Annotated in this window: 10 protein-coding genes; 5 read left to right on the top strand and 5 right to left on the bottom strand. The window is 54.2% G+C overall.

Going from position 1 to position 11,363, the window contains the following annotated elements; genetic code table 11:
* Nucleotides 1–197: 197 nt before the first annotated feature.
* On the bottom strand, nt 198–422 hold the full coding sequence (locus RMSM_RS28265) for a hypothetical protein (RefSeq protein WP_008705212.1): 225 nt from the start codon (nt 420–422) through the stop codon (nt 198–200).
* A 493-nt stretch (nt 423–915) separates the two neighbouring features.
* Between RMSM_RS28265 and RMSM_RS28260 the strand changes: the two genes are divergently transcribed.
* A complete protein-coding gene (locus RMSM_RS28260; RefSeq protein ID WP_040769775.1) occupies nt 916–1,347 on the top strand; it encodes a secondary thiamine-phosphate synthase enzyme YjbQ in 432 nt (143 codons plus the stop codon).
* Between the two features lie 210 nt (nt 1,348–1,557).
* Here RMSM_RS28260 and RMSM_RS28255 read toward each other — a convergent pair whose 3' ends face one another.
* The 3 genes from RMSM_RS28255 to RMSM_RS28245 form a co-directional block, all read right to left on the bottom strand.
* Nucleotides 1,558–4,263, bottom strand: coding sequence for an MGH1-like glycoside hydrolase domain-containing protein (locus RMSM_RS28255; protein WP_008705205.1), 2,706 nt, complete (start codon nt 4,261–4,263; stop codon nt 1,558–1,560).
* Between the two features lie 136 nt (nt 4,264–4,399).
* Entirely contained in the window at nt 4,400–5,593 is a 1,194-nt protein-coding gene (locus tag RMSM_RS28250; RefSeq protein WP_008705203.1) for a phosphoglycerate kinase, read from the bottom strand.
* 281 nt (nt 5,594–5,874) lie between these two features.
* Nucleotides 5,875–6,984, bottom strand: a complete 1,110-nt coding sequence (locus RMSM_RS28245) for a prenyltransferase/squalene oxidase repeat-containing protein (RefSeq protein ID WP_008705199.1) — start codon at nt 6,982–6,984, stop codon at nt 5,875–5,877.
* 236 nt (nt 6,985–7,220) lie between these two features.
* Here RMSM_RS28245 and RMSM_RS28240 point away from each other — a divergent pair, with 236 nt between their 5' ends.
* The 3 genes from RMSM_RS28240 (at nt 7,221) to thiS (ending at nt 9,123) form a co-directional block, all read left to right on the top strand.
* On the top strand, nt 7,221–7,736 hold the full coding sequence (locus tag RMSM_RS28240; protein WP_008705194.1) for a hypothetical protein: 516 nt from the start codon (nt 7,221–7,223) through the stop codon (nt 7,734–7,736).
* Nucleotides 7,737–7,922: 186 nt separating this feature from the next.
* Entirely contained in the window at nt 7,923–8,918 is a 996-nt protein-coding gene (locus RMSM_RS28235) for a sugar phosphate isomerase/epimerase family protein (RefSeq protein ID WP_008705193.1), read from the top strand.
* 1 nt (nt 8,919) lies between these two features.
* A complete protein-coding gene (gene thiS, locus RMSM_RS28230; protein ID WP_008705191.1) occupies nt 8,920–9,123 on the top strand; it encodes a sulfur carrier protein ThiS in 204 nt (67 codons plus the stop codon).
* A gap of 42 nt (nt 9,124–9,165) precedes the next feature.
* Here the strand turns inward: thiS and RMSM_RS28225 are convergent, their stop codons facing one another.
* Complete coding sequence (locus tag RMSM_RS28225) at nt 9,166–9,564, bottom strand: response regulator (protein ID WP_008705188.1); 399 nt, start codon at nt 9,562–9,564, stop codon at nt 9,166–9,168.
* A 535-nt stretch (nt 9,565–10,099) separates the two neighbouring features.
* Here RMSM_RS28225 and RMSM_RS28220 point away from each other — a divergent pair.
* Nucleotides 10,100–11,363: hybrid sensor histidine kinase/response regulator (locus RMSM_RS28220; protein ID WP_008705187.1), on the top strand; the 1,264-nt coding region annotated here is incomplete at its 3' end.

Here is an 11,363-nt window from a genome sequence, read left to right as displayed (position 1 = left end):
GTCTCGTATCTCGTGTTTCTGTAGCCAAAGAGCGGCCATATTACGTCTGATCCGCTTCAAACGCACTGCCCCGTCGTCTGACAAAATACATTACCACGATGAGTTCACAAAAAAATACCCTCGCCAGGAACGGTTCCTGGCGAGGGTATCTGGGTCGCATTTAGCTTGTTGGGATTGCGGGGGAGCCCACAAAAATCTTACTCGCGTGGGCGAATCGCACCGGTCAAACCGCTGTAATCGACGCGGTCAGTGGTGTGCCAAAGAGGTTGACCTAGCTCGACGCGTTTACGCAGCACTTCGATTTTTTCTTGGCTGCCAGCAGGAGCGTCAGTCGGCTCAAAATTGTCGTCCTTGTTCGGGACGAAGTCCTCGTCGTGCCCATAACGCAAGATGGCTTCAAATACGTTCTTGCAATGACTCATTGTTCGTTTTCTACTCCATGAGCAAGACACCCATTCCTACGAGTGTCCCGCTATCTAATTCGTTATCTGATTCGGCCGTGAATCCAAATGGCTACAGCTGTTGCACGAGGAGATTATTGACGCGATTACCTCAGTGTCAAGAAAATTGTGTTAACTATGAAAGCAGCCTATGTGAACTCACACACTCCAGCGACGATGACGACGTCCACTCCTTTCGTAATTACCGCAAAACTCACCTCAACCCAATGGACTAACGAATCCCCCCCAAGCGACACTCTGACTTTGTCAAGGGGGGATACTCCCACATTGATCCACCCCGAAGGCGACTTCATCCTCGACTGGCATTTTCCCAACGATCACGGGCACACAAGACCGCCATTTTGGGCCGACGAGCACCCCAGACTGCATTCGCTTCGCTTCCGACGCAAAAATAATTGAAAAATATATTTTCAGTTCTCGACATTTCTGACTGCCCTATTGCACTCACCAAGAGATCACCATGTGGATACAAAAACAACGGCGGCTTCCCGCCATGAGCCGAGGCTTTCATTTGATTACCGACAAGGTCGTCGATGCGGTCCCCGAACTGAGCTCACTGAAAATGGGATGGATGCAAGTGTTCATCCAACACACCAGCGCATCGTTGACGATCAACGAGAATGCGGATCCCGATGTCCGCGTCGATTTTGAAACGGCAATGAACCACGCCGTGCCTGAGTCGCTGCCCTACATTCACACGATCGAAGGGCCTGATGATATGCCGGCACACGTGAAAGCTTCGATGATGGGCGCAAGCGTGATGATCCCGATTACCGATGGGCGGCTACAACTTGGCACTTGGCAGGGCATCTATCTGTGCGAGCACCGCGATCATGCGGGTGGCCGCAACATCGTGATCACCGCGATGGGCGAAACCGCGCAGTAGCGTTGGGGTAGTGGATCGAGCAGCATCGTAGGCCGGATCAAGTCGCGGTAGCGACGCCGATCCGGCGGAGGCGAAAGTGATCGCGAACTCGTAACCACCGCCCTGCCAGATCTCCGCTCCGCTGTGTTCCGGCCTACGACTTAGGGCCTACGACTTAGAAGGCGACGTCTCCTGCGATTTATCGCTATGATCGCGGAGCGATCAGCGACTTTAGTGCGCTGCGGCGCCGTGGCTTCTTAGGATCGTGGCGATCAACGCAGTCCATCCGGTTTGGTGGCTGGCACCTAAACCGGTCCCCTCGTCGGCGTGGAAGTACTCATAGAACAGCACCAAGTCTTTCCAGGCAGGGTCGTCCGCATATTGTTGGACCTTGCCGTGCGATGGTCGCGCCCCGTTATCGTCCACTTCGAAAATCGAGATCAGACGACGTTCCAATTCACGAGCAACTTCCATCAGCGTCATCATCACGCCGCTGCCGGTGGGGCATTCGACTTTGAAATCATCGCCGTAGAAAACATAGTAACGTTTGAGTGCTTGGATCAGCAAGAAATTGGTGGGGAACCAAATCGGGCCTCGCCAATTGCTATTTCCACCAAACATCCCGCTGTCGCTTTCGCCGGGCAAATAACGGACCTCGTGATGTTGGCCACCGAAGTCAAAGACAAAGGGCTGATCGCGATGCGCGGCGGACAGGCTGCGAATTCCAAACGGGGACAAAAATTCGTTTTCATCAAGCATCACCGTGATCAAATGACGAAAACGATCCTCCGACGGAATCGCCAGCAAACGGTTGCAAGGTTTCCCAAGTTTGGCGTCCTCGCGTTCCATGTACGTCATGTGTTGACTGAGGTCGTTGCGATTACGCAGGAACCAAAGCATCCGGCGTTTGAAACCAGGCAACTTCTCGATGATCGGTTCTTCGAGGATCACGCCAGTCATCAGTGGCAGCAATCCGACGAGCGAGCGGACGCGAATTGGAATTGATTTGCCATCGACATACAGATGGTCGTAGTAGAAGCCATCGTCGTTATCCCACAGCCCACTGCCGTCCATCGAGTTCATGGCTTCGGCGATTGCGACATAGTGCTCAAAGAATTTGCTGGCCATGTCACCGTAGGCGATTTCATCTTCGGCCAATTCGATGGCCATTCGCAACATCGTGCCGCAATAAAATGCCATCCACGCCGTTCCATCGGCTTGTTCGAGATGGCCTTGTGGCAGCGGTTTGCTGCGATCGAAAACTCCGATGTTATCAAGTCCCAAAAATCCACCGGCAAAGATGTTCTTGCCTCGCGGATCTTTACGGTTCACCCACCACGTGAAGTTGATCAACAGTTTTTGAAAAGCCCGCGCCAAGAATTCTTTGTCACGCTTCTGAGGCGGGCCAGACGCTTTGTAAACCTGCCAAACGCCCCAGGCGTGTACGGGCGGATTGACATCGCCGAGCTGCCATTCGTAGGCGGGAATTTGCCCGCTCGGATGCATGTACCACTCACGCAAAAACAGAATCATCTGCTCTTTGGCAAAGTGCGTATCCAAGTGCGCCATCGGCACCATGTGAAACGCCAAGTCCCAGGCGGCGTACCAAGGGTATTCCCATTTATCGGGCATCGAGATCACATCACGATTGAACAGATGCCGCCAATCGCTGTTGCGGCCCAACTTCCGTATCTCAGTCGCTTTGACGCCGTTCGGATCGCCATCCAACCAAGTGTTGACCACGTAGTGATAGAACTGTTTTGTCCACAGCAATCCGGCGTACGATTGCCGCATGATCAAATTGCGATCGCTGCTCAAGGATGCCGGAATACGTGAAGCATAAAACTCGTCCGCCTCGTCGACGCGTTGTTGGAAACAGTCGTCAAAGGAATCGCCAAACGCTACTTTGGAATACGTCTTGGTGTCGCCCGCAGCGGTGTCTTTGATGATTGGCGAATCGACGTGCGCCAACCGCAGACGGATTTCTCGCGATCCTCCTGCGGGCAACATCAACAACCCGTACGCCCCGACCTTGGTACCACGTTGGTCTGGATTGACCGCTTCGGTATTGCCGAGGACGACGAAGTCATTGAGCCCGTCTTTGTAGAACTGACTTTCACTTGGCAGATGGGGATGACGGACTTTGTTTGTTTCGTTATCGGTGAATAACCAAACCCAATCGCCCGAGTCATCCATCGCATCGCAAGCGAACCAGAATCGATCGAGCGATTCGTGATGCGTTTGCACGACATTGTCAGCCAACCGCATTGACGGCCGCGTCGTACAGCCTTCGTCCGTACATTGCCATGTCCATGTATTACGAAAAAAGAGTTGTGGCAGCGCGTGCAGCACCGCGGACTGCGGTCCTCGATTGGTAATCGTCAAACGAATCAACAGATCGTTGGGATCGTTTTTGGCGTATTCGGCAACCACGTCAAAGTAACGGGAATCGGCAAAGGCCGCGGTATCGGTCAGCTCGTATTCGTCGTCCATCCGGCTACGTGCACGCGACACATCGACCAATTCCTCGTACGGGAATCGACTTTGCGGGTATTTGTACAACGCCTTCATGTAGCTGTGCGTCGGCGTGCTATCGAGATAATAGTAGCACTCTTTGACGTCTTCGCCGTGATTGCCTTCGGGGCCGGTGACCCCGAACAATCGCTCTTTGAGAATCGGATCACGTCCGTTCCACAAACCGACGGAAAAGCATAGCCGGCATTGGCGGTCACAGATGCCCAGCAATCCGTCTTCGCCCCAGCGATAGGCGCGGCTGCGAGCATGATCGTGCGGAAAATAGCTCCACGTTGCATCGCCTCCTTCGCTGTAATCCTCGCGAACCGTCCCCCATTGCCGCTCGGACAAATACGGCCCCCATCGATGCCAGTTCTGCTCGCGACGTTGGGACTGAGTCAAGCGTTCGTCTTCAGCAGTCATTACATTCTGGGAGTTTGAGTGAGATGAAAGATGGGGAACTGGGAGCTGGGAGTGGGGGAGATTGGCTTTTCTTTACTTGCTCCTCTTCTCCCCCTCTCCGTGTCTCCCCACTTTTTCCTTCCCCTCTCTTTTCCGCTTACGCTTCGTCGAGCAGATCGACGGCGGCAAAGCGTTCGCCTTCGAGCATCGCGAGGCTGGCCCCGCCCCCGGTGCTGACGTGGCTGACTTGGTCGGCGAACCCAAGTTGATCGACCGCTGCGGCGCTATCTCCGCCTCCGATGATGCTAGTTGAATCGCTGTCGGCGACCGCTTGCGCAACGGCTTTGGTGCCGGCGTCCATCGGTGGTTTTTCGAACACGCCCATCGGGCCGTTCCAGACCACCGTTTTCGCATTCTTGATGATATCGGCATAGATCTTTGCGGTCTCAGGGCCAATATCGAGTCCTTCCATGTCGTCAGGGATTTCGCCTGCGGCAACGACCTTTTTGTTACAGCCAGCGATGTTGCCAAAATCGTCGCCACAATGGGTATCGACGGGCAGTTGCAACTTATCGCCCCCCTTGGCCAACAGTTCTTTTGCCAAATCAACTTTGTCTTTCTCGACCAAACTGTTGCCGACCTTACCGCCTTGTGCCAACGAGAAGGTGTAAGCCATTGCACCCCCGATCAAGACGGTGTCACAGATACCGAGCAAATTGTTGATCACATTGATCTTGTCGCTAACCTTGGCACCGCCCAGGATGGCAACAAACGGACGATTGGGGTTGCTGATTGCATCGGTCAGGTAGGCGATCTCTTTGGCGACCAAGTGGCCCACCACGCGAGGCTTGCCGGCCATCGCTTCGGGCACTGCGACCATCGATGCATCTTTGCGGTGGCACGTGCCGAACGCGTCGTTGCAGTAAACATCGGCCATCGCAGCAAGCTTGCCCGCGAATTCGCTGTCGCCCTTCTTTTCGCCTGGATTGAAACGCAGGTTTTCCAGAACAAGCACGTCCCCATCGGCAAGCTTGCCCGCTTTGCTGGTCGCATCGTCGCCGACGGTGTCAGTGGCGAAGGCGACAGGTTTGTCCAACAACACGGCCAATTGTTTTGCCGCAGGTTCCAAGCTGAATTTGGCATCGTCGCCCTTGCCTGCGGGGCGTCCCAAATGGCTCATCAAGATCACGCGGCCGCCGCGATCGATCACGCTTTTGATGCTCGGTAGCGCCATGCGAATGCGGCGATCGTCAGTGATTTGTTGGTTCTCGTCGAGCGGGACATTGAAGTCGACTCGCATCAAAACGTTCTTACCCGCTACGTCGACTTGATCGATTGTCTTTTTCGCCATGGCCTATTCTCAGTTCCCGAAAAAATGAATTGGTGATTCTACGAGCTAATTAGCCCGCGATTATCAACAAACCATCCGGGGTGTCGAGTAGACGACGATTTTGGCGATCCGCTTGCCCATCCCCTTCGATTACTGCTACCTATCATCACTGTCACCTTCCATCACCACGGCGACGCCGGCTATGGAAAACAAACCGCCATCGCAGGGCCGCGATGGCGGAGGCAAAAGACTTTCGGTCGCCGCATGGGTGACTCGGGGCGACGAATCAACCCCAAGCGGCTTTATTCGCGGCAATAGGCCAACGCGAGCAGGGCATAGGCGGTGACGAGTTGTCGATCCCCTTCCATCCAACGCTCGCTCTGCTTATTGACCCACGACCCATCGGGTTGCTGCTCGGCAATCAAATGATTGACCAACTCTTCTCGCCAAGGGTGTGGCGTTCCCGAAGCGTCATCCAGCACGTCGACATTGGCGGCATCGAGTGCTTTGGCAAACGTATGGTAATAGTAATACAGCCCAGCTTGGCCCATTCCCGGGTTCGAATCGAGCGAATAGTGCTTGCGGATGAACTCCATGGCGGCCAACACGCGAGGGTCATCGGCAGAGACGCCTGCATAGATCATGCTCTTCAGCCCCGCGTAGGTCATCGAGCCATAGCTTCGCAGCCCGCCCCCTTCGGCTTCGCCCGCTTGGCTTTCGCCACCGGCGGCAGGGGTGTAATAGAATCCGCCATCGTTGACTTCGTCCGCGTGCGGAGTGTCATTGCCTTCGTTGGCCAGATTCTGCGAACGAACGACAAACTTTAACGCTTTCTGCAACGATTCGTCGTCGGCTTCATTCCCGAGGTCGCGAAGCGCATCGATGAAAAACGAAGTGTTCGAAAGGTCCGGTCGCTTGTGCTTTCCATAGCCGGCACCGCCGTAGCTGGGGTCGGACGATTCGACGCCTTCGCCCTCATCCCATTGCAATCCCTTCAAAAAGGTTTCGGCGCGTTTGAGTGCGCTGTCATAACGCCCATCCGTGTTCGCCCGCACCAGTGCTCCGATGGCTACCGAAGTTTCATAGTTCTGGTGCGACGATCCGGTGGCGTAAATTCCACCATCGGATTGAAATTTCGATGAAATATACGCCAGCGCCTTTTCGATCATCGGATCATTGATCGCTTGTGGCCGATGCTGAAGAATTGCGTTGACGCAAAGGGCTGTGACGGCAGCACCGGTCTCGCCGCTAAAGGATCCATCGTCGGCTTGCCCTCGATTTTTCAGGAATTCAATTCCTTTAGCCGCCGAGCGCTGAATCTTGGCATCCAGCGGTGCATCGGCCAAAACCGGGGAAATCACGGTGGAAAACGTCGCGGTAAAACAAAATAGACCTGCAAACAGTCGCATCATGGGTGGAGACTCGTCCTGGGGAATTGGGCAGCAAAAGGGTGGTAGGCGATTCCACCGGAATAACCGGTATCGACCACACTACTGACTCGTTCATTTTATCTGGTGAGTTCAGATCGATGCAGTCGACCGGCATCGATTTCCGAACCATTGGAATAGGGGTTTGCAATTATTGGGCCACCGCAGCCGAATTGCTGCCTTTACTGACGCCGTAACCACGACGAAACCTGCACATCCCCATGCCTTCGTACCGCTGGAAACGAATCGAGAAGCTAAATCAAGTCGATCGCGTTCGACTCGGTCGCAATTTGGCTGATGGCAACTCGGCTGATAGCAGCGTGCGTTTCGGCAATCCCCAGGCGGCGCCGCGAGCGAGGCATTCGCGTGGTGAATTTTTCGCGAACTATCGTGTTGACTCGGCACACGACGTGGCTGCCGAGTCAAACGATGCGTCCGCGGTGTCGTTAAAACATCCCAACACCTCGTCGTCGACCCCCCCCGGCCCCCCGCTCGCTGAACAGTGGCTGGGGCTTCAGGCTGCCGATCTGATCGAACGGCTGCAGCGTTGGGAATCCGACCTCGATGCTCGCGAAGCCCAATTGAACGCTCGGGCAGCGATTCAAGAACACCGCGAACGGCAATTTCGCCTCGAACGCCAGGCGGCGACCATCGATTTGGCGGAACAAACAAGAGCCGCTCAGCGACTGCACGCGGATTTGAAGACGCAAGCCCGCCGACTCGCCTTTGAAGGTTGATAAGCGAAGGGTTGATGGAGCGAAGTTTAACTGTGGTTAGCCGCCCGCTTCGTGACTTGGGATGGTTGCGGTCATCCGCCACCCAAGCGCACAATGGGGGGCGACGGATTTCTCTAAAAATCCGCTGCCGCAGATCAAAACGAATTCAATACGAACTCCCCAACCTTCTCACGGAGATTTTTCGCGATGGCTCGACCCGTTACGCTTTTTACCGGCCAATGGGCCGACTTGCCGATTGCAGAAATGACCCGCATGACCGCGGAATTCGGTTATGACGGGATCGAACTGGCGTGCTGGGGGGACCATTTCGAAGTCGACCGTGCGATCGCCGAAGACGATTACTGCGACAAACACCGCAAATTGCTCGACGACGCGGGGCTGCAATGCCACGCAATCAGCGCCCACTTGGTCGGCCAAGCGGTGCTGGACACCATCGACGCGCGCCACAAATCGATTCTGCCCGAATACGTATGGGGTGATGGCGATCCAGCGGGCGTAAACGAACGCGCTATCGAAGAATTAAAGAACACCGCACGCGCGGCACAGAAATTCGGCGTCGACGTGGTGAACGGTTTCACCGGCAGCAGCATTTGGCACCTGCTGTATTCGTTCCCACCGGTTCCTCCGAGCATGATCGATGACGGTTTCGCCTTGCTGGCGGAGCGTTTCAATCCGATCTTGGACGTGTTTGGCGAATGTGGTGTGAACTTTGCTTTGGAAGTGCATCCTACCGAAATTGCATTCGACATCCACACGGCAGCACGTGCACTCGAAGCACTCGATCATCGCAAAGAATTCGGATTCAATTTCGATCCCAGCCACCTGATTTGGCAAGGGATTGATCCGGTGCAATTCATTCGTACTTTCCCCGACCGCATCTATCACGTTCACATCAAAGACGCGATTGTGACGCTAGATGGTCGCAGCGGTATCAATTGCAGTCACCTGAATTTTGGTGATTCACGACGCGGTTGGGATTTCCGTAGCCCAGGACGAGGCGGCGTGAACTTTGAAGAGATCATTCGCGCTCTGAACGAAATCAATTACGAAGGTCCGCTTTCGATCGAATGGGAAGATTCGGGAATGGAGCGAACCTTTGGTGCCAAGGAAGCGTGTGCCTTCACCAAGAAGCTTGACTTCAGCCCCAGCAACGTCGCGTTTGACGCCGCCTTTGACGGTTAACATGATTCAAATCACTGTCAACGGCGAAAGCGTCGAAATCGAATCGTCGATGAGTGTTCAGCAACTGCTGGAGACCGTCGACGTACCGCCGAACTATCTCGCAGTCGAAGTCAACGCGGACGTTGTCGCTCGCGAAGACTATGCGTCGACGATAGTGAATGAGGGCGATGATGTCGAAGTCGTCACCCTTGTCGGTGGCGGCTAGTGTGTTTTGAAACAAAAACGATAAACCGCGGTGCTCGCTGATTTAAAGCGGCATTGCGGTTCTTTTTTGAGTGACCGAATCCTGCAACGCTTGCATGTTCGAAGGCTGAAGCGGCTTGACCAGATAATCTTTGACGACGGGGAACTTCGCCATTTGTTCCTTGTCAAATTCATGATCCGAAGTGGTCAGCACCGCGATAACCGGAATCGTATGGTCGTCACGCTTTGAATAGAGCTCTAAGAACTCATACCCGTTCATCACCGGCATGTTGATGTCCAACAAAATCAATTGCGGCATCGGGTCAATCGTCGCCAACATTTCAAGCGCTTCGCGACCATCAAACGCTTTGAGAATCTTGATGTCAGGTCGCGTTCGCTTGATCACGACCTCATGAAGCAGTTGATCCGCTTCATCGTCCTCGATCACTAAGATGGTTTTCACGCTGGTGGTTGCCTTTGCTTCTCACGTAAATGCGAATCAAATCGCGACGGCAAATCCGCTGCGACCTAGTAGTTTCTAGCTTACGATTCGCGTCGTACGCCCGATGGATTCATCGGTTTCATGAATTAGGGTTCCTAATCGCAACGGCGGAGGGCTCTAGCAACGATTAGCCTATCGTCCCCGCCCGCACCGGCTCTCTGCGGTAGCCCTCCTGCATTTCACTGCTGCATTTCATCGCTGCCCCTTATTCCGGCTGTCCCTTTATTCCACAGCAACATCGCAACCAACTCGCCCCCCGGGGCAACCCGTATGACCCGTTCATTTCCCCAACGCTGATGGCGGCCGGTCATGGACGTAACCTCTTTGCAACGCACTTCTTGCGGCTATTTTTACGTCTACCCGAAAGCGACGTTTTTCTCGTTTTTGGCAGAAAAACGCTAATGGCGCTATAGGGTTCAGCATCAATGGCGACAGGCTGCTTGGGGGTGAATCCGTTGGCTCGTCGATAAAAACTAAAAAAGCAACAGGGCTCTCGATGACTGACAGCGCAGCGATCCGGATCTTGATGATCGAAGACGACGATGGGGACGCAACTCATTTGCAGATCACCCTTCGCAAATCGCAAGGCGAATATGAGTTTCATCGCGCCGAATCGCTCGCCGAAGGCATTCAACTCGCTCAGAAAATCGACTTTCGTGTGATCCTGACCGACTTAAATTTGCCCGATTCTCGCGGTCTTGCATCGGTACAAAAGTTGAGCGGAATGTTCGACCACACCGCGATCATCGTGCTTTCGGGTCAAGACCAAGAACAGCTCTACATCGACGCAGTATCCAAGGGTGCTGAGAGTTTTTTATGTAAAGGCGAGATCACTCCCACAACAGTCCACCGCTGTATCCGGCAAAGCATCGAGCGAATCAAGCAGCGTGAAGAGATCAAGCGATTAGTGGCGGCGATTCAGAAGCAAAAGGTCGTACTGGAGACTCAGTCCGCCCAGCTGAAGACAAAAAACGAACGACTCGAACGACTGCACGACTCGTCACAAAAATTCGTCAACAATGTTTCGCATGAATTTCGAACGCCACTGTGCGTGGTCAAACAATATGCCAGCCTGATCGCTGACGGTGCCGTGGGCGACGTCAGCGACGAACAGTGCCGGATGCTGCGAGTGATCGAAGATCGCGTCGACGACTTGAACAACATCGTCGACGACATGTTGGACATTAGCCGCCACGAATCCGGGCTTCTCGCTGCGAACCGCGAGACCTGCGATTCGGCTCAAATTGTGAATCGAATTCTTTCGGGATTGCAACAACGCGCGTCGCTGCGTGGAATTACGATTAATTTCCAAGCCGACGAAGCGGAAACCCCGATCTTTTGCGATGCAGAAAAGGTGTCACGAACGCTGATCAATTTGATCGTCAACGCCATCAAATTCTCGAGTTCAGGCGACTCGATCGTGATTCGAATCACCAGTTCCTCTCACGATCGCGAAGTCACCTTTGCTGTCCAAGATTCAGGGCCTGGGATCGCCCCCGAGCAACGAGAACAAATCTTTTCACGGTTTCGCCAATCCAACACTCAACTACTGAGTTCGACCAAGGGCTTCGGACTGGGGCTAAACATCGCCAAAGAGTTGGTCGATTTGAATCTCGGGCAAATGTCTTTGATCAGCACGGTCGGCGAGGGTAGCACGTTTTCGTTCACGGTGCCCTTTGATGAACCCGAAGCCGTTGCTCAGCGTTATTTCACCAGATTGAAACAGATCGACGAAAACGCTTCGGTTTGCTTTATCCAAA

Source organism: Rhodopirellula maiorica SM1 (assembly GCF_000346295.1).
GTDB classification, from domain to species: domain Bacteria; phylum Planctomycetota; class Planctomycetia; order Pirellulales; family Pirellulaceae; genus Novipirellula; species Novipirellula maiorica.
Note: the sequence above shows the minus strand (reverse complement) of the source record. Positions and strands in the feature narration are given on the sequence as shown.

Bases quoted from the DNA above. Each gene is read 5' to 3' on its own strand.
- RMSM_RS28265 (WP_008705212.1), bottom strand. From the start codon at position 422: ATGAGTCATTGCAAGAACGTATTTGAAGCCATCTTGCGTTATGGGCAC.
- RMSM_RS28245 (WP_008705199.1), bottom strand. From the start codon at position 6,984: ATGATGCGACTGTTTGCAGGTCTATTTTGTTTTACCGCGACGTTTTCC.
- RMSM_RS28250 (WP_008705203.1), bottom strand. From the start codon at position 5,593: ATGGCGAAAAAGACAATCGATCAAGTCGACGTAGCGGGTAAGAACGTT.
- RMSM_RS28255 (WP_008705205.1), bottom strand. From the start codon at position 4,263: ATGACTGCTGAAGACGAACGCTTGACTCAGTCCCAACGTCGCGAGCAG.
- thiS (WP_008705191.1), top strand. From the start codon at position 8,920: ATGATTCAAATCACTGTCAACGGCGAAAGCGTCGAAATCGAATCGTCG.
- RMSM_RS28240 (WP_008705194.1), top strand. From the start codon at position 7,221: ATGCCTTCGTACCGCTGGAAACGAATCGAGAAGCTAAATCAAGTCGAT.
- RMSM_RS28235 (WP_008705193.1), top strand. From the start codon at position 7,923: ATGGCTCGACCCGTTACGCTTTTTACCGGCCAATGGGCCGACTTGCCG.